Source organism: Paenibacillus residui (assembly GCF_042677205.1).
GTDB classification, from domain to species: Bacteria; Bacillota; Bacilli; order Paenibacillales; family NBRC-103111; genus Paenibacillus_L; species Paenibacillus_L residui.
Map to the genome: position 1 here is coordinate 1 of NZ_JBHTIU010000039.1, position 18,284 is coordinate 18,284.

16 protein-coding genes are annotated in these 18,284 nt (G+C 53.5%); 4 read left to right on the top strand and 12 right to left on the bottom strand.

All coding sequences use genetic code 11. The features are described 5' to 3' along the window. From ACFQ03_RS12040 to ACFQ03_RS12090, 11 genes are all read right to left on the bottom strand, one after another. A partial coding sequence (locus tag ACFQ03_RS12040; RefSeq protein ID WP_379288341.1) for an FAD-dependent oxidoreductase occupies window positions 1-1,978 on the bottom strand: 1,978 nt, incomplete at its 3' end. A 309-nt stretch (window positions 1,979-2,287) separates the two neighbouring features. Then, window positions 2,288-3,841: an FAD-dependent oxidoreductase gene (locus ACFQ03_RS12045; protein ID WP_379288343.1), complete on the bottom strand. Its 1,554-nt coding sequence runs from the start codon at window positions 3,839-3,841 to the stop codon at window positions 2,288-2,290. 389 nt (window positions 3,842-4,230) lie between these two features. Further along, window positions 4,231-5,805: an FAD-dependent oxidoreductase gene (locus tag ACFQ03_RS12050; RefSeq protein WP_379288687.1), complete on the bottom strand. Its 1,575-nt coding sequence runs from the start codon at window positions 5,803-5,805 to the stop codon at window positions 4,231-4,233. A 181-nt stretch (window positions 5,806-5,986) separates the two neighbouring features. Then, window positions 5,987-7,531, bottom strand: a complete 1,545-nt coding sequence (locus ACFQ03_RS12055) for an extracellular solute-binding protein (protein ID WP_379288345.1) — start codon at window positions 7,529-7,531, stop codon at window positions 5,987-5,989. Between the two features lie 32 nt (window positions 7,532-7,563). Beyond that, window positions 7,564-8,424, bottom strand: coding sequence for a carbohydrate ABC transporter permease (locus tag ACFQ03_RS12060; protein WP_379288347.1), 861 nt, complete (start codon window positions 8,422-8,424; stop codon window positions 7,564-7,566). Beyond that, window positions 8,418-9,344, bottom strand: a complete 927-nt coding sequence (locus ACFQ03_RS12065) for an ABC transporter permease (RefSeq protein ID WP_260981960.1) — start codon at window positions 9,342-9,344, stop codon at window positions 8,418-8,420. The genes ACFQ03_RS12060 and ACFQ03_RS12065 overlap by 7 nt, the downstream gene beginning before the upstream one ends. Before the next feature lie 149 nt (window positions 9,345-9,493). Further along, entirely contained in the window at window positions 9,494-11,011 is a 1,518-nt protein-coding gene (locus tag ACFQ03_RS12070; protein ID WP_186328169.1) for a response regulator transcription factor, read from the bottom strand. Continuing rightward, window positions 10,989-12,779 carry a sensor histidine kinase gene (locus tag ACFQ03_RS12075; protein ID WP_379288349.1) on the bottom strand — a complete coding sequence of 597 codons (1,791 nt, stop codon included), beginning with the start codon at window positions 12,777-12,779 and terminating at the stop codon, window positions 10,989-10,991. Before ACFQ03_RS12075 ends, ACFQ03_RS12070 begins: the two co-directional genes overlap by 23 nt. A gap of 200 nt (window positions 12,780-12,979) precedes the next feature. Further along, window positions 12,980-13,237: a hypothetical protein gene (locus ACFQ03_RS12080; RefSeq protein WP_379288351.1), complete on the bottom strand. Its 258-nt coding sequence runs from the start codon at window positions 13,235-13,237 to the stop codon at window positions 12,980-12,982. Window positions 13,238-13,564: 327 nt separating this feature from the next. Continuing rightward, complete coding sequence (locus tag ACFQ03_RS12085; protein ID WP_144935344.1) at window positions 13,565-13,957, bottom strand: phosphotransferase family protein; 393 nt, start codon at window positions 13,955-13,957, stop codon at window positions 13,565-13,567. Beyond that, window positions 13,954-14,454 carry a phosphotransferase family protein gene (locus ACFQ03_RS12090; protein ID WP_379288354.1) on the bottom strand — a complete coding sequence of 167 codons (501 nt, stop codon included), beginning with the start codon at window positions 14,452-14,454 and terminating at the stop codon, window positions 13,954-13,956. Before ACFQ03_RS12090 ends, ACFQ03_RS12085 begins: the two co-directional genes overlap by 4 nt. 615 nt (window positions 14,455-15,069) lie before the next feature. On the opposite strand from ACFQ03_RS12090, the gene ctaG reads away from it, so the two are divergent. From ctaG to ACFQ03_RS12110, 4 genes are read left to right on the top strand one after another with little or no spacing between them, the layout of a single operon-like run. Next, window positions 15,070-15,966: a cytochrome c oxidase assembly factor CtaG gene (gene ctaG, locus ACFQ03_RS12095; protein ID WP_144935338.1), complete on the top strand. Its 897-nt coding sequence runs from the start codon at window positions 15,070-15,072 to the stop codon at window positions 15,964-15,966. Between the two features lie 45 nt (window positions 15,967-16,011). After that, window positions 16,012-16,350 carry a c-type cytochrome gene (locus ACFQ03_RS12100; RefSeq protein WP_144935335.1) on the top strand — a complete coding sequence of 113 codons (339 nt, stop codon included), beginning with the start codon at window positions 16,012-16,014 and terminating at the stop codon, window positions 16,348-16,350. Window positions 16,351-16,409: 59 nt separating this feature from the next. Next, window positions 16,410-17,006 (top strand): SCO family protein, encoded by a 597-nt coding sequence (locus ACFQ03_RS12105; RefSeq protein WP_379288357.1) that lies wholly within the window; start codon window positions 16,410-16,412, stop codon window positions 17,004-17,006. Next, window positions 17,003-17,392 (top strand): FixH family protein, encoded by a 390-nt coding sequence (locus tag ACFQ03_RS12110; protein ID WP_379288359.1) that lies wholly within the window; start codon window positions 17,003-17,005, stop codon window positions 17,390-17,392. Before ACFQ03_RS12105 ends, ACFQ03_RS12110 begins: the two co-directional genes overlap by 4 nt. Before the next feature lie 687 nt (window positions 17,393-18,079). On the opposite strand, the gene ACFQ03_RS12115 is transcribed toward ACFQ03_RS12110, so the two are convergent. After that, window positions 18,080-18,284: ROK family protein (locus ACFQ03_RS12115; RefSeq protein WP_379288361.1), on the bottom strand; the 205-nt coding region annotated here is incomplete at its 5' end.

Below are 18,284 nucleotides of genomic sequence, written 5' to 3' on the forward strand. Positions count from 1 at the left end.
TCGGCAGCCGCGGGCCCATGTCGGCGCCGGCGGGCAGCAGCCGGTCGGTGGCGGGCAGAGACGGCAGCGCTCGGCCCCCCGGCAGCAGTCGGGCCGCCGCTATCCAGCGCGAAGCTTCGGCGGCCTGCAGCGGATCGTCCAATCGGGCTTCATACGAGGTGAATAAGCCCTTGGTGCCGAAATATTCCGCGGCGGCCCGAGCCGGATGGCCCCACGGAATATCGGCAAAATAGGTGATCCGCTGGTTGGCCGCCAACAGCTCAAGCTGTAGCGCATCGACCGGGAGCTTGCGCGGAGTCGTCCCTTCGGCCAGGCACAGATCGCCGGCCACGCCCGCCGCGAATCCGAGCTGCATCCAGCAGGGCTCCATACGGATCGTGCCGAACCCCATATGTGTAGCCGAGACCGCTACCGGAACGAGCAGGCCGTCCACCCGCTTCGGCACAATGACTCCGTAAGGGATCTGGTACACCTTCGTCAGCCAGCCGAGTCCGAGGAACCCCTCAAGCGCCCGATCCCGTCCGGCGGCCTCCCGCTTGCGGGTCGCATGGGAATCAATCGGATAATCGCCGATCGCAATGCTCTCCGGATGCACCGGGGCCCGCTCCAAACCGGGAGCGACCCGGGCATCGTTCTCGGTGAAGGTGTACTCCCCTTCTATCCGGCGCGCTTCGCGGACATAGATTTGCGGCGGAAAATGCCCATGCTCCGCAAATTCGTCTCCGGCATACCCCCAGGTCAACGCTTCTTCCCGGAACTCCGCCGGCAGTGCTTCATCGTTCTGCAGGAACCATAGCAGCCCCTGAATATAATCCCGCTGGCGCTGGACGAAAGCGGCACGCACTGCTGCATCCCCGTCCGCATACTCCTGATTTTCCTCCGGCAAGTCGGTCGAACACATGCAATAATGATGATTATTGCAGTCGGTCTTGCCGTTCGGAACCGGGAGCATGTTCATGACGTCGCGGATGGAGCGTACCCGTCCGACGGCTACGTCCCCGGCCAAGCTCGCATAATCCTCCCGGCAGTAGCTTTCCGGTTTGCGGAACGGAATCCGGATCTCCGGCCTCTGCGTCAGACACAGACGGAAGTTGTACGCTTGGATCCGTTCGTCTCCTTCTCCCGTGCTTCCGGGGAACACTTCCTTGCTGGCCGCAAAATCCATGTACAGCTTGCCTGCATATTCCTCGTTCCACTCGTCGCGGCTCTCCCGCCCCGAATGCCAAGGCACACCCGCCATTGCGGCCAGATCCCCTTCATAGGTAGCGTCAATAAACATGCCGGCCCGCACGGTCTTCCTTGCCGTTCTATCCAGGGATTCGGCCATGTCGGCAACGAAATGTCCGCCGCTGCCTTCATCCGCCCTCCGCCGCAACAGAACGCCCGTCAGCTTTACGGCAGAGGCTGCCGTTGATGCCTGTTCCGCCCTGTTTATCGTACCCGGCTCCGCTTCATTCGCTTCCAGTGTTTCCGGCTCCATATCCGGCTTTGGCTCCTTGGCTTTCTGCTTCACTGCATCAGATTCCGCCGAACAAGACTCCACGACACCCGCTTCCGCGGCTGCCTGTTCCTCAGCTTCCCATTCTACGGCTTCCAATTCCCACTGCATGATAATTTCCAGAAGCGGCTCCTGTTCCACCATCTCCGTCAGCACCCGATGCGCTACCGACGGCTCGAAGAACAGCCCCTGATTGCAGGCCTTTGCCTGCTCCGAATCCTCTCCGTACGTATCGGCGTAATACCGGTAAACCTTACCGGCAAATTCACGGAAAACCGCGCCGGATGCCTCCAGCGACAGAATATCTGTGCGCCCCAGCCCGCTCGTCATCAGCCCGCCGAAGTGGCCGGTCGGCTCCGCAAGCAGTGTCCGGCGGCCCCTTCGTGCGGCGCCAAGGGCGGCTCCGATTCCTCCGGGGGTTGCACCGTATACGAACACATCGACTTTGTACCGTGCGTCTTCTTCCTTTTGAATTCTCATGCGGACATCTCATCCATATCGAATGGCTCCTCCTTGAGCATGGGATCGGTCATATCGACCATTGCTGTCCGTCTTGTCGCTTCCGGAAACCATACCCATATTGAGTTCAATTTTCTGCACCGGAGGCAACTACGGCCATACGAAGCTCTGTTCTCCTGTAAGAGCAAATCACGCCTATAACGAATCCGGTCCTGCCGCTCCAAAGCAATCACGTTCATTTCCTTATACCGTTCTTGCATCGGACCGGTCTCTGCTACAACATATCCGCCTCGGATCAGAGCCCGATGGACTTTGCCGCTCCTATGAGCCTCAACCTTTCCACTCCAGTATCTGTCCGTCACTAAGCAGATGCTCCCTAAGCATGGTGTAGTCCACTTCCTGCACGGCTTGATTGCGCGCCAGAGCCACTCCGGCGGCCGTTGCCGCAGACTGCCCGAGGACCATGAATACCGGCTCCATCCGGATGGAGCCGTAAGCGATATGCGAAGATGACAGGCAGACCGGCACCAGCAGGTTCTGGCACTGTTCACCCTTCGGAATGATCGAGCGGTAGGAGATCGGGTAAGGCCCAGGGGGGCCGATTTCCACATTGCCTTCGTTAATGCAGCGGCCGTCTATTACTATCCTCCGGCAATTATGCGAATCCATACCATAAGCCGCCAGCCCGACTGAGTCCTCCGCGACCGCCAAGTGCCGGCAATGATGCTCGGTCATGACAAAGTCCGAAACCATCCGACGCGCTTCCCGGACATAGAGCTGATGGGGCCAGTTCGCCGATCCGGGGAATTCGTCCGCAGGCAGCCCCCACTGCCGCACTTCACCGCGAATCCAAGCCGGCACCCGTTCGTCATTCGCCAGAAAATACAGCATCCCGAGATTATAATTAACGTGATCCTGGAAGAGGTGCTCCCTCTCGGAATAGCCGGCATCCGGCCAGGCGTAGTTGCCTCCGATATGATCGGTCGAAACGCCCCCGAAATTATTCAGGTCTGTTTTCCCGCGCTGCATCATGACATGCAACCGCATCGCATCCCAGACCCCGGCGTTAATATAGCGAAGCAGGAGCTCGAAGCGGTCAGGGTCATATCCCGGCGGCTCGGGGAACGGGATCCGGTTGCTTGCCACATTGGTCAAACAGATCCGGAAGTTGTACGCCTGTACACACGAATCGCCGTCACCCTGCCTGCCCGGCTCCAGATCCTGGACCCCGGCGATCAACCCGCTGTCCGGCTTGCCGGGAACAACGTACGGATCGACCCAGGCCTTGAAGTTATGATTCGGACTGCCGAAATGAATGCCGTTCAGCGTCTCCCGGTAGATCGAATTCGCCTCGCGTCCGACCGTATAGGACACGCCCGCCCGGGCCATTAAATCTCCCTCATAAGTGGCATCAATGAACATTCCCGCTTCGAAGGTGCTTCCGTCCTCCATGACTATCCGGACAATCCGGCCGTCACGCAATTCTGCCCGATCCAGTCGCTGTTCAAAATAGACGGGGATATCATAACGCTCCACCCAGTCCAGATAAATCCGCTCCGCCGCGGACGGCTCGAACATCCACCCCGAGCCGTCGGGCTCGGAGCTCCCGTAATGCCGGCCGATCTCCCGATAAAACTCGCGTGATATTCCTCCGATCACAGCCTTATTCCCGAAATCGGTCCGCCCAAGTCCGCCGGATGTCAGACCTCCCAGATGCCGTCCGAATTCGACGAGGGCCGTTTTCATTCCCATCCGGGCCGCCTGTACGGCTGCCGCCACCCCAGCCGAGCTGCCGCCGTAGATGCAGACATCGGCTTTAACATGAATGGGCGGGGCCGGGTTCTTTTTTGCCCTATAATAATACAATCCGCTAAAATCCGTCACAATCCTACCACTCCTTTGTTCGATAGTTCCTTAGGATTCAACCCTCACCCCAATAGGCGGATCCGCTTAGAGCAAGGCTCCTCCTGAAGCGACGCTTGATGCTTGATGCTTGGCTTAAGCTATTCTATTTGAGGAGCCTCCATCTGATTCCTGATGACAGCTTTGGCATAAGCGAACCCTTTCCGTTTATGACGTAATAGATTTCCGTAACAAGCAGATAGCTATTCCGTTCGAACCCCTTTGCTCCGTTCTCCTCTTTGCCAAACATAAGGCTCACAGCGGTTCTGCCCCGCCAAACTGAGCGAAGGGGATAGTAGTCGAAGGCAGTTGGAGCGGCGATAGTTATCCCCGTTCCCAAATTTCCTCCGTGCGTCTGTTTGCTCTACCCGCTAGACCGCGTGAATGGATGGCCACTTCAGCTCCACACCGGCCTGTACCAGAATCGACTGGTAATCCTCCAGCTTCTGCTTATCATTGCGCACTTCGCGCGGCTTGACTCCGTGCTCCACACAGTAGGCGGCCAAATAACCCGCCGCTTCGCCGATGTTCCATTCGACCGGATGCAGCCGATAGCAACCGTTTGTAATATGGGTCGTGCCAATGTTTTTGCATGCGGGCAGCAAATTGTTGACCCGGACCGGAATGAGCGAGCCTAGAGGAATTTGAAACGGCAGGCTCGGAATATCAATATACGTGCGCAGCCCCGTGCTCGGATGCAGATCGATCCCGTAGAAGCCGATGCCGACCGAATCCGGGTAATCTTCAGCCGTTAATCCCGGTCTGCATGCGGGACTCAGATGCTGCTCCAGAATGGTCAATTCGGCCCGAATTCTTCTTGCCTCGCGGATGTACGGTCTCTTGGCCAACCCGTCCTCCGTGCCGACAGCATCCTTCCTAAGCCTCAGCCCCGGGTAACCGTATCGTCCGTCCGGACGCGGGGCCTCGGTTTGCATCCAATACAGCAGGGACAAGCTCAACTGCTTGGCGTTCTCCAGATGCTTGATGCGTTCCTCCTCCGGAACATCGATGATGGAGCCGAGCCAATAATCGTTCTGCGGCCAGTTGACGATCGTCATATCGCTGGCAAAAGTCCCTTCCGCAAACAGGGAACGGTCAATGACTCTCCGGTATTGCCATAACGAGAACGACTTGCCGTCCGGGAAGAAGCTGTAACGGACCGGCTCCAGCGTATGCGGAACAAGTCCCATCCAGCTTAACTGTTTGTCTGGCCAGAAATCCGCCTGGTACTCCCTCCAGAAATCATACTGGGCCGGTTTCGGAATGGTGAAATCCTCCCCCTCGAGATGATCGACCAGGAAGCAGTAAGTAAAGGCCTGCATATCCTGAGGATCGGCCTCTCCTTCCAAGGCATGCGGCTCGCCGGTCTGGCTGACGGATTCCGAGCCGGTTACATACTCGACTCCGGCCAAGGGGAGCACATCCCCCTCTTCCGTGGCATCCAGAAAATACGGGGCGGTCAGCACGACCTCATCCCCCGTGTCCAGGCTTCGGACATGGACCGCTGCAACTTCGTCGCCCGATGTTTCCGCACGGACACATTTATAACGAGTCAGTACGATTAGCGTCCCGCTATGAATGTAGGGAGCCAGCATGTCATTCAGGACAGCCAAGGCGGTACGGGGCTCATGGGCTACCCGGCGGCTTCCCGTGGCATTGCCCGGGTTCAAATAAAGAGCGGAGCGGGCTGCTGCCGTCAGCGGAAAATTGCGGCTGTAGTAATCGCGCACCCGATTCCGGAATTGCCGATAGCTGGCGGTGCAACCGAACTGCTCGATCCACGTATGCTCATCCGGGGGAACCGCCTGACTTGTCAATTGACCTCCGATCCAGTCCGTTTCCTCGGTCATGAGCACCTTTTTGCCCATCTTGGCACAAGCCAAGGCAGCCGCGCATCCCCCCGTTCCACCTCCAATAATAACAACGTCTGCATGAAGCTGTTTCATCACCCGCCTGGCTCCTTTCCAATGTCGTAGAATAAAAGCTCGGACAGCCGGATGCGAAGCCCGAGCAGACGCAGGGGATTATTTATGGAATTTCGATCTGCCGATGCTCCGAGGCCCGGCAAATGACAAAATCCCGCTCCTGCATACGTAACTGGCCAGCCCTCCTCCCATTGAAGCTAATTCACTGAACGAGCCCAAGCTCCTTGGCCCGCTTTTCCGCCTGCTCGACAAACAGCTTATACTTGAATGAGCTCTCCAGCGTTTTTATGAAATCGGGGTACTCTTCAAGCGGCCGCTTGTTGTACAGAAACTTGGCCAGTTCTTCCTTGGCGTAACGGTCGGCGTCCGCCGCATTATAGCCTGCCGGAGGCAGCAGATTGCTGTCGATGCTCTGCAGCCGCGGCAGCTTGAGCGCATACTCGATGAACTTCTCCTCCGTCGGGAACTTCGTGGGCAAATACTCTTCGTTCGGACGCCCGGTCATTTGATAGTAGTGGAAGTAGTTGCCCTCTTTGGCCATCGCTTCCGTCAGCACGATTTTGCCATTCTCCACATTATAGTGGCGGCCTTCGATTCCATACATGACCAGACGATTGCCTTCCTTGCTCGAAATATAGTTCAGCAGCTCGAAAATTTTCTCCAGCTTGTCAGGCTGCTTCTCGAGTGTCTTCGGCAGAGCGAACAGGCGGGACGGCTTCTCGGCGTCGAATGCCGTATCATATTGGCCGTAAGGGCCTTCGGGCGGGCCCATCTGCACCCATTCTGCCTTGGGATTAATGGTTTTGTACTGCTCGACGAATTCCACCTTGCCCATATCCGTCCACCCGGACCAGATGATGCCGGCTTTCCCCTGGAATGCCTGATCGCGCGCCATCGTTCCTTTATTGGTCATAATTTGCGGATCCACCAAATTCTCGGAAATGAGACGCTTGATATAGGCAAGAGCTTCCTCCATTCCCGGATCATAGAAGGAATTGACCACCTTCCCGTCCTTCAGAAAGGTCGTTCCGGGACCGGCTGTTCCGAAGGCTCCGAAGATCGGGGCGAAGGTACCGAGTTCCGTTCCCGTAAATCCGTACGTATCCTTCTTGCCGTTGCCGTCGGGATCATTCTCTGTAAAAGCCTTCGCGACCTCATACAGATCCTCGAGATTCGTCGGCATCTCCAGCTTCAGGTGATCCAGCCAGTCCTGACGGATCCAGAAGGACGTAAACGCCACATCGGCAATTCTCGTAATGGCGTAGTATTTGCCGTTTACCATCCCTTTCTTCAGCAGGCTTTCGCCCATGAAGTCCTTGGCCGTCTGCAGCTTCGAATCGAGGTAAGGAGTCAGATCAAGCAGCAGGCCCTTCTGCGCAAAATCGTTAAGGGTAACCAGATCGAGATGCATAATATCCGGATAATTCCCGGCTGCGGTCCGTACCTTGATTTGGTTCATATAATCGTTGAAGCCCTGGATCATCGTCATCTGCAAATCGATGTTCAGCTTCTCGTCGAGAGCTTTCTTAATGAAATCGTCCTGTGGAGCCGGCTTCCCGGAGCCTTCCATAGCAACCGTAATTTTCACCGGCTCCTTGTTTTCCGTCCTCGTCTCCTCCTTCTTGGGGGCTCCACTCGGTGACGAACCCGCGTTATTGCTTTCCTTGCCCGCAGAGCACCCCAATACCGCACCTGTCAGGAGAAGCATGCTTGCGGCAAGCGCTGCATAACGTTTCTTGGCAACCATTATCCAACTCCCCTTTATCGTTCATTTGGAATTTACCCTTTGATGGAACCAAGCAGCATGCCTTTAGTAAAATGCTTCTGCAAAAACGGATAAATGACGACAACCGGAACGACGGCGACCATTACCGCGGCCATCTGCATGGTCACGGTCGGAACCATGTTCTCGGGGCTCTCCATCTGCTCGACCGTTTGCATCAGCAATTCGCGGACAACGATCTGCAGCGGGAACAGGCTGCGGTCCGTAATATACATAATGGCGGCGAAAAACTGATTCCAATGAGCAACCCCGTAGAACAACCCGATCGTGACCAGAGCAGGGGTGGACAGAGGAACCACAATGCGCAGCAGCAGACGTGCTTCCGAAGCTCCGTCCATACGTGCCGATTCGAAAATTTCCTCCGGAAGCTGCTCGAAGAAGCTTTTCATAATGAGAACATTGAAGCTGCTGATGGCCGAAGGGATAATCAGGGCCCATACCGTGTCCAGCAGTCCGGTGCTTTTGACAACCAGATAAGTGGGAATAATTCCGCCGCTGAACAGCATCGTGAAGACGACGAGAAATAGAAACAGATTGCGGTGCGGAAGTGCTCTGCGGCTCAACGGGTAGGCGGTCAGCATGGTCAGCAGCAAATTGATGGCCGTTCCGACGGTGGTAACGAACAAGGTGATTTGGAAGGATCGGAGAATATCCGATGTGCCGAATATTTTGCGGTATGCCGCCAGGGTCAGCTCCGTCGGGACCAAGACATAACCGCCGTTCTTCAATACTTCCGCATACGGAGTCACGGAGACTGCGGCCACGTACAGAATCGGCAGAACCGCCGACAGGCCGACCAGGGTCAGCACGATATAGACGACCGTATTGAACAGTTTGTCTCCCCATCCTCTTACCATATTCCTTGCCCCCATCTCTTGGCCAATGCATTCGAGGCCAGAACCAGAAAGAATCCGATCGCCGCCTTGAACAGTCCGACGGCCGAAGCCAGGCTGAAATTAAGCTGCTCCAGCCCCGTGCGGAACACCCAAGTATCCAGAATGTCCGCCACAGAGTAGACATGAATGTTATAGAAAATATAGATTTGCTCGAAGCCGGCATCCAGAATATGTCCGAGTCTGAGTATGAGCAGCAGAATGATTACATGCCGGATTCCGGGGAGTGTGATGTGCCAGATCATTCTCAAGCGGCTTGCCCCATCCACCCTTGCCGCCTCATACAGCGTCGGGTCAATGCCCGCGATGGCGGCCAAATAGATGATGGCGCCCCAGCCGAGGTTTTGCCAAATTTCACTGCCGACCAGCACGCTTCGGAACCATTCGGTCGAGGTCAGAAAAGGGATCGCTCTCCCTCCCGATTCCACCAGCCATCGATTCAGAATGCCTGTATCCTCCGACAGCAAAATAATAGCGATGCCGTAAATAATGATCCAGGACAAAAAATGCGGCATGTAGCTCAGTGTCTGGACCAGCGATTTAAACCAATACACCCTGCATTCATTCAGCACAAGTGCGAGAAGAATGGGCGGAACCATGCCGAACAAGAGCTTGTAGATGCTGATCAGGAAGGTGTTGCGGAGCAGTTCGGCAAAATACGGCGATTCGTAAAACTGCAGGAAATGTTTGTACCACGGATCCGCCCAAGGACTGCTCACGATGCCTTCGAGAATGTTAAAATCTTTGAAGGCGATGATGACCCCGTACATAGGAACGTACTTATAAACCAGGTAGTACAGCATGCCGGGCAGCAGCATGATATACAGCGCCTTGAATTTCCAGAGCAGCTTGATATAATTAGCGAGCCGCGCGGCGGGCGGCATTCGGGCCGAGCCAACAGGCACCATACGAGCCTTCACCCCATCTTCCTCCTTCCTTTGCTAATCTGGATTCAGCATATCACGCGGCCCTGTTAGCGGATAATGAACGATTTTAACGGTTCGACTGCACATATTTGGTTTTTTGTAAGCCTTTACATTTCAACGGAACCACTCTCCCTTCCCAAAGAGGGCTCAGAAGCTTCGCGGCGGAAATCCATCGGGGTCATGCCCGTCAGTTTCTTGAATATCCGAAAAAAATAATTGGTGTTCATAAAGCCAACGCGATGGCCAATTTCCAGTACAGGAAGATCCGTATGGGAAAGATAATGCTTGGCCCGCTCGACCCGGACTTTTTGCACATATTGAATAAACGGGGTCCCCGTTTTCTTGCGAAACAATCCGCTTAAATAGGTTTCATCCATACAAACAAGGGTGGCGGCCGATTTTAACGTCAAATTTTCATTGTAGCGGCTGTGGATATGGCGCAGCAGGATGTTGACCTCCGGATGATCCGTTACCGGGAGGTCCCGGATAAGGCGCCGCTGCACATACGCCGCGAATAACGGCTCCAGCTTCTGCAGCAGCATAGCATGTTTGGTCGCTTCCCGGATGGATTGCTTGGCGGCCTGTGCCGCTTCCGGAATCAGCGGCTTCATGAAGCGGACCCAGCGCAGCGCGCATTCCTTCACCATGAGAGCAGGCCAGGCACTTTGCCTCATCTCCTCCATCAGCTCGCGGAGCAGCAAGCCGGTTTGCTTCCTTCCTTGCTCCGCACTTTGCAGCAGCTCCAGCTCCCGGGTCCACAGGCTGTTCTCCTCCATTTTGTCCCCATCGCCGCTTATGCCCGAAGGGCCGGCTTCCTCCTCCGCTGGGCATTCATACCAGGCTTCATCGAGTTTTTTCACTACAGAGGACCAGAGAGATATCCAGGACTCCGAAGCCTTCCCCGTGGCGAACGCAACCGGAATGGAAGGGGAATAGTCAAGGATCGGCTCGTGCTGAATGGAAACCGGGCTCCAGCAAAATAGAGTGGTGTAGCCGGATGCCTGAAAATGATGGGTCAAGCTGCCGGCCGGAAACCTGGAAGCCGCCCTTCTCAACCAAGTTTGTTCTTCCACCGGAACCGGGCCGCTTAGAGCGCACCCGATCCAGACCTCCGAGAAGCGTTCCTGCGGCTCCATGATCATTCCCTTGGCCCGGAGGTAACCGGGCTCCGGAGATCGGCCGGCGAACGATTCCCACACCGACGCATAACGGCGGTAATAGGCCGCCTCTGTCTTTTCCTTATACCGCTTAAGCAGCTCTCTATGGGCTTTACCGATCATTTCGTTCAAGGAATCGGGGCCCATCGATAATTTCAGCACGTATCCGGATGCCCCCAGTTCCAACGCCCTGCGGGCATATTCGAACTCGCTCATGCATGTGAGCATGATGAACATGGACTCAAAACCGGTTTCCCTGGCCCGCTGCAGCAATTCCAGGCCATCCATGTTCGGCATGAGGATATCCGTGATAACCAAATCCGGCCGATGAACTTTCATCATCTCCAAAGCCTCTTCCCCGTTACCGGCTTCCCCAACCAGCTCAAAGCCGCTTCCGGCCCAATCGACCAATTGAATAACATGGCGGCGAACATAAGGCTCGTCTTCAACCAGTAAAGCCTTCCACACGCTCAATCCCTCCTTTGTCCGCTTCATACGGGGTGGAATTCAGGAACGGAACGCGCAGCGCCGCCCGTGTCCCCTTCTCTAAGGACGCCAGCTCCAATCCGGCTTCCCCTTTGAATAACAGATGAAGCCTTTCTCTAATATTGTTCAAACCGATGGACGGCCGCCTGGACATCTCCTTCTCAGCGGCCGATGCCTGTAATCCGGCTCCATTATCATCCACATGGACAAGCAGGCTCCCTTCCTCCCGCCATGCCCGAATGACGATGACTCCGCCTTCCTTCATACGGGCAAAGCCGTGGCGGATCGCGTTCTCCACCAGCGGCTGAAGAGAAAACTTCGGCACCAGGGCATAGCGCAGCCCCTCTTCGTACTCATAGCGGATGACAAAGGATTGTTCGTAACGGAAACGCTGGATTTTGATATAGGCTTCAATAAGCTCCATCTCCCGCTGCAAATAAATAAGCTCCTCCTCCGTGTTCAAGCTCGTTTCCAGCAGGCGCCCCAGGGCGATGCAGATCTCTCCCGTCGTCCCGTCCCCCCGGGCATAAGCATTCCACTTGATCGTATTCAAGGTGTTTAATAGGAAATGGGGATTCATCTGCTGCATCAAAATCTGGAAATGAACCGCCTCGCGCCGTCTCTCCTCGATCTTCAGCCGCTCTACGGAACGGTTCAGGTCCCGGACCATCTGGTTGAACGATTCCGCCATCTCCATCATTTCCCCCCGATATTTATCCGTAGGCAGATGGACGCGAAACTGGCTGCGGGTCAGATCGGACATTTTGTTGCGAAGGAGTCGTAAAGGGCGGGTAACGGTTGAGGAAATGAAGAAAGTCATCACGACGAAAACTAACGTAAATAAACCGAAGGTAACATAAGCTTGACGCTGCACAGCCCCGATATCGCCGAAGAACACCTGCAGCGGGAATTGGGCCACCAGCGTCCAGTTCAAGGACTCGATGCCGCTGGAGGTTAGAATAGAGGAAGTTTGCCGATCGACCAAAGGCTCCCTTTCCCCGGTGGCATGCTGCTGCCGCACCCACTTCTGCAGACCTGTCGGCATGCTCGCATCGGGTCGGGTCTGAAACAGCACACCTCCATGTTCATTAAGTAGAAAATAGTCCTGCTGGATGAGAAAACGGCCGGTCTGGTCCTGCAGCCATTTCCGGTAATCGAAGCTGATGCGGAGAACACCCAGCGGGAGACGGTTCCGGTCTTGAACGACACTAAAGAGCGTAAGCAGGTCCGTGTTGGCCTGCCCGTTCGGCCTCGAATCCTTGGAGAGGAGAAGCCATTGCATCGACGGACGGTCTTGTTGCCGGAGCCAGCCGATTGCACCGGCGGCCCAAGCTTCATCCTCGACACCCATGCCATTGTCAATGGAGGTATATGAAACGCCGTCCAATCCGGTCAACGTATAGTTTACGAATGCGCCGTCTGCAAACAGATTGGCCTTGACCTCCTTAAGCAGCTGCTGGGTCTGCTCCTTCTCCACCCGGCCCTCCTCCGATTGGGCGAGCAATATCTGCAGTTCCTTCTCCAATTGAAGAGAAGTCATCAGAATTCTCGTCTTTATTTGCTCGAAATAGGATACCATCTGGTCCAACTGATACTGGCTCTGCTCGCCGATCCGTTCTTCATACAGAGACTCCATTTGATCGTAGCTGCGGATTTGCACCAGAAAGAACGGCAGAACAATAAAAAGGACAAAAGATAAGAATAAGCGGTTTTTCAGCGAACTGGGCATCAAAGCTTTAATACGGGACAATCCAATCTCCTCCCGGAATAGATTGTATGCGTTTTCAATAGATTCTAGCATAAACCTCGGAGACATAATGTCGAATGTTGAAAAGAGCAAAACTCTTATCGGAGGATTTGGCAATGCAAAAAAGGACCGCCCCTTCCGGTCTTTTCAAGACCTTCCGGGGCAGTCCCGATTTGATCGCCGCTTTTTCGCCCTGACTCCATTCAATCCTGCTCTTCTTCAGCGTCCATGTCCTCGGCAGCCTCGAAGACGTTCTCCTCCGGCACCCGGGTCATTTCATCTTTCTGCTTCACCCAGTACTCTATATTCTCGTACCATGCCTCGAAAGAGGCGTCCAACAGATTTTCCCGATTGCGGTCTTCGTTAACATCGGAGTCTACCTCCATATCCCGCCTGAACAGCTCATCCCGATGTTTACCTTCCTCCCGCTCCCGTTCCTGACCATGATCTCTTGCTTTCAAGCCGGCATGACCTCCCTGGGCGTATGATTAGTTTTAATTATTCTGCATAAAAATGGAGAAATCTATGCAAGCCTCCCGTCATCAACTTAAAGCTCATTGCGGTCACAGCTGATTGATCAGCGCCTCTCGCAGACGGTTGTAAGTCGGCGCAAGCTCCCGCAACACAGAGACTGTGGTCGCATCGTCGCCGACAACCAGCAGGTACTGAAGCGATCCGATCAGCTTCGCCTGCTCGGCCGCGATGACGGGTCGAAATATGGTTCGCATAATACGGAGTTATAAGATGTCATCGCTTTCTTTGAAATACTTGCACAATTAACCTCTCCGCTAATCAAATGTATTTATTGCTGTAATTCCATTTGTGAATGCAATAGGGTCGTCATGTTCCAATCCAAACAACGCTTCCTGAAGAGCGAAAGTCCCTTTATAAAAAAGCACCCGTTCGATCATACTCTTAACCTCAGGAAGGCGTTTTTCTATCAGTTGAAAGAAATCCACTCCGTATGACGCGAGAAGTGCGGCGTAATCTATGGCTGGATCACCGACATGAGCTGAACCAAAGTCAATAATGCCGGTTATCCTATGGCTCGATTTGTCGTACAAAATGTTCGAGGTACCGAAGTCACCATGAATAATAGATGGAATTATTGCGGCACTCTTTTCACACGCAAAAAAATCCGTGAAATGCCGATCCGTCCGACGACAAGCCTCTTCCGTCATGAAAGGATACAGTTTTTTTTAATGTGGTCGTACAGATCTCTCCATTCCTGAAAAGGGTCGTATTTATTTACAGCTAAGCAGTTGGAAAAGTGACCAAGATCAATTTGGTGCAACTCCATTAAAAAGTCGCTAAGTTGATCAGCGATTCGCTGCTTATCTGCGTAATTCTCGATCTGATTCAGCCCATCAGCGTCAAGCGGTTCACCTTCAATTCGAATATACCCCATAAAAGCATGAGTCTCTTTATTTGTATCTAAGACTCGGTAAGTAGGATATGGAACTTTTAATGAAACATATTTGGAGATAATGCTTAACAATTGGACTTCAAGTTTCAGTTGCTCGATCCCCGCTGCATACCTAGGAAACCTGAAAATAATGTCCGATCCGACTTGCAAAATAACATTATTTTGTCCGGAACCTATCTCTTTTACTGGAGAAAGTGGAACATCCGGATAATGCCGCCGAATCGACCTCAGAAATGACTCGACTTTAACCACATATACCCTCCTCTCAAAGATACCTGTCATTGATTAAACTACTAAAAAGGATTTCCTTTTAATTTTCCGTTTTTTGCGCTGATTTCTTATAACGTTCAGTCATTCACGAACCCTCACTGACTTAAGGACCCGAAGGGTACGGATGCGCTGGGCGCAGTTAGTCGGTGCAGGATTGTCGCCTGATTCCACATCTCCGAAATGCCTCTGCGACCAAGGAACAGCCGAAGGCCGGCCCGCCGCGTGTTGCGGTGTTCTTAAGCCTTTATAAAGGATAACATAAAGCTCTTTAACACCATATATTTTTTTATATAATTCCTGTTCCACTGTTATATTCCCCTCTGCTAGTATCAGTTCAAACACTCAGTTCTCTTATACTCCGCTGTTTCTTTTTTCCATGGACGTGAAATTCCTGCAGCCGTAAATCACTTTACATCTGCTTCCCCTCATTGAATCTTGCCAGGATTAAGATATTCGTCTCCAACTCCGCCACTATTTCGTCATAACTTTCTCACAAAGTGTTCACCGGTATAGCCCCCTCGAGTCATACCCGTTTAACCGTGCATTCCTTATAGTAGGGGAAGGATTAAAGTTTCCATTTAAGGACGGTGATGGAAAATGTCTTTTACTCTCCTGCTGGACTTGTACGGCCTGCGGGCGTTCTTCAGTCCGGAGCTCATTGCGATTATCGTCGTGCTAACCGCTGCTTATTTGTATGCGACCCGGCGTAAACCCGGACAGCCTCCTCTTGTCACAGGCCGCCGCAAAATTTTGTTTATTCTCGGAATGATTTGCTTCTACCTCGGTTGGGGCGGGCCACTCAATGTGCTGGGGCACTTTTTGTTCGGGGCGCATATGCTGCAGATGGCCATACTGTTTCTGGCGATGCCTCCGCTGCTTCTGCTCAGCCTTCCGGTGTCCTGGTTCGAAAGGCTGCTTAAGCCACGCCCGGTGAAGAAAACCGTTTCCGTCTTGACGCAGCCGCTGTTTGCGATTCTGACCTTTAACTTCTTGTTCTCTCTTTACCATATGCCCTTTATTTTCGATCCGGTGATGTCCAACTTTACGCTGCACACCGCCGTCCATCTGCTGCTGGAGGTTACCGCCTTTATGATGTGGTGGCCCGTTGTATGCCCGATTGAAAGTATGGATCGCCTAAGCGGCTTGCAAAAAATGGGCTATATGTTCGCCAACGGAGTGCTGATTACTCCGGCCTGCGCTCTAATCATTTTTGCCGATGTGCCGCTGTACCGGTTGTATACGGAAGGAGCGGACTTGCTCTGTCTTCCGTTCGGATACGTCAGCTTCGACTCCCCGCAGACGCTTAATCTGCTGCCAATGTCGGTCCGAGAGGATCAGCAATCGGGAGGGGTCATCATGAAAGTAGTCCAGGAGATAATTTACGGATGGGTGCTGGCGTTCAACTTCTACAGATGGTACCGTGCCGAACGGGCGATGGAAGACGAGGAGCAAGAGCAATGGGGCCGTGAAGGGATGTCTCCGGAGCCCCGCTGATGGTGTTTATTTTTAAAAGCACAGGAAAACTGGGAGGAATGGAATATGAAATGGGTAAAATGGACAGGCGTTATCGTCATCGCTATGGCTCTGGCAGGCTGCGGGAGCAAGGCCGGAACCAACGGGCAGGAGGCCTCCGGCTCTTCCGTCTCCAAGGAAGAGGTTGAACAGAATGCGGTTTACAAAAGCAACTGTCTCTCCTGTCATGGAGCACAGCTTGAAGGAAACATGGGGCCCGCTCTGAGCAAAATCGGCTCCAAGCACAGCAAGGAAAACATCGTCCAAATTATCGAGGACGGCCAAGGGAGAATGCCCGGATTTAAAAACCGGCTGAAGGAAGACGAAATCGAATCGCTGGCGGTTTGGCTCGCCGACAAGAAGTAAGCTGTCCGTCTAAAAGCTGCAACAATGTAATCCAATGCGACAACAAGGGGGTCCCTATCGTGAAGCGCCGTATCCTCGCTATTCTGCTTGCATCGTTCACCCTGCTCATTGCAGGCTGCGGCAAGCCGCCCGACAATTCCAAACTGAACTGGCCCGTGGAGGACTTCACCTTCATAAATCAGGAGGGACAGAACTTCGGCCTTGCCGATCTGAAGGGCAAGGTTTGGATAGCCGATTTCGTATTCACTAACTGCGTTACTGTCTGTCTGCCAATGACCTCCAACCTGGCCATCCTTCAGCAGAAATTCCGCGAAGCCGGAGTGGACGCGGAGATCGTGTCCTTCTCGGTCGATCCGGACCGGGATACACCGGAGGTGTTGAAGGCCTACGGCCAAAATTACGAGGCGGACTTCACCAACTGGCATTTCCTGACGGGATATACCCAAGAGGAAATCAAGAAGTTTTCGGAAGGTACGTTCCGCTCCACCGTTCAGAACGATCCTGGTTCGGATCAAGTGATACATGGAACGGCCTTTTATTTGGTCAACCCGTCCGGTGTCATCGTCAGCAGATACGAAGGGGCCTACAACACACCGTTTGAGCAGATCATCAAGGATGCGAAGGCCATTCTAGCAAAGGAGAAATCCGGCAAATGAAGCGAAGTCCTGTTGTCCTCATCGCCGTGCTATTAACGTTATTGTCCGCCGGCTGCGCAACGGTTCAGAATAATGATGCCGACTCCTTGCAGCCTATTGAAGTAGAGCTCGCTCCACCGGCACAGATCAAAGCCGGGGAACAAGTAACCCTGTCCGCCAGGGTTACCCAGAACGGCCAGGATGTCGATGACGCCTGGGAAGTTTTGTTTGAAATTTGGCTTGCCGGAGAAGACGAGCATGAGATGATTAAAGGTACCAATCAGAAGGGCGGAGTCTATTCTATTGAAAAGACGTTCGATCAAACAGGCACCTATTATATCGTTTCGCACGTCACCGCCCGGAGCATGCATTCCATGCCAAAGAAACAGTTCGAAGTCATTCCTTAATGAATCTCCAATGAACCCTGACGAGACCTCTCGTTGGGGTTCTTTTTTCGGTCTCGCCGCTGGAACTTATCGACGATCTACCTTGAAAATCCATCTATTTTCATATTCTACCGATGCCGTGCAAACGGAATGGCGCGTCTAACTTGAGAATCCGGCTATTTTCATTTTTTGCCCGTGCCGTGCAAGCGGTATGGTGCATCTAACTTGAGAATCCGTCTACTCTCATATCTGCCGGTGCGGAATGGCGCATCTAACTGTATTTTATGTAGGTAGTTTTATGCAGATTGCAAATAGCGGCTGAGCTAACTGGAAAAACTCCATTTAAAATAGAGGTTTTTTGTTCAAACCGCCAATTTAGCCCAAACTAGCTGCAGTTTTTCCAGTTAGTTTCCGTCCATCGCCCTTAAAGTAGCAAACTAACTGGATGAAATCCATTTAGACATCCATCGTATCTGCCGGGGCACCAGCGAAACTAATGAAAAGGTGCCTCTTTTTTCAAGGCGTCATTCGCCCCAAGAAACGAACTAGCTGCGGAATCCAGATACTACATACGGCATGAATGATCTTTGAGAGTATAATAGTCCAATATTTTGCTTAAACACCTAAAAACCGGAACTACCTGTGCGCGATATATAGCAGTGCTTAAAAAATCCGATGAAGCTTATGCTCCACCGGATTTTTGAAGGATTATTGATTGTTTTCGCTCATTGTAAAGCAAAGGGTCGCGGCGCCGACAACGCCCACATCGTCGCCGAGGCTTGCGGGCACGATTCGAAAGGTGTCGCGGTACGGCTCCATGACGAGGCTGACCGTCTTACGACGCACGGGGCTGAACAAGTCGTCTCCGACCCGGCTGACTCCACCGCCAATGACGATGCAGTCCGGATTGAAG

Coding starts and splice junctions, on each gene's coding strand:
- ACFQ03_RS12050 (WP_379288687.1), bottom strand. CDS start 5,805: ATGAAACAGCTTCATGCAGACGTTGTTATTATTGGAGGTGGAACGGGG.
- ACFQ03_RS12055 (WP_379288345.1), bottom strand. CDS start 7,531: ATGGTTGCCAAGAAACGTTATGCAGCGCTTGCCGCAAGCATGCTTCTC.
- ACFQ03_RS12060 (WP_379288347.1), bottom strand. CDS start 8,424: ATGGTAAGAGGATGGGGAGACAAACTGTTCAATACGGTCGTCTATATC.
- ACFQ03_RS12065 (WP_260981960.1), bottom strand. CDS start 9,344: ATGCCGCCCGCCGCGCGGCTCGCTAATTATATCAAGCTGCTCTGGAAA.
- ACFQ03_RS12085 (WP_144935344.1), bottom strand. CDS start 13,957: ATGACGGAAGAGGCTTGTCGTCGGACGGATCGGCATTTCACGGATTTT.
- ctaG (WP_144935338.1), top strand. CDS start 15,070: ATGTCTTTTACTCTCCTGCTGGACTTGTACGGCCTGCGGGCGTTCTTC.
- ACFQ03_RS12100 (WP_144935335.1), top strand. CDS start 16,012: ATGAAATGGGTAAAATGGACAGGCGTTATCGTCATCGCTATGGCTCTG.
- ACFQ03_RS12110 (WP_379288359.1), top strand. CDS start 17,003: ATGAAGCGAAGTCCTGTTGTCCTCATCGCCGTGCTATTAACGTTATTG.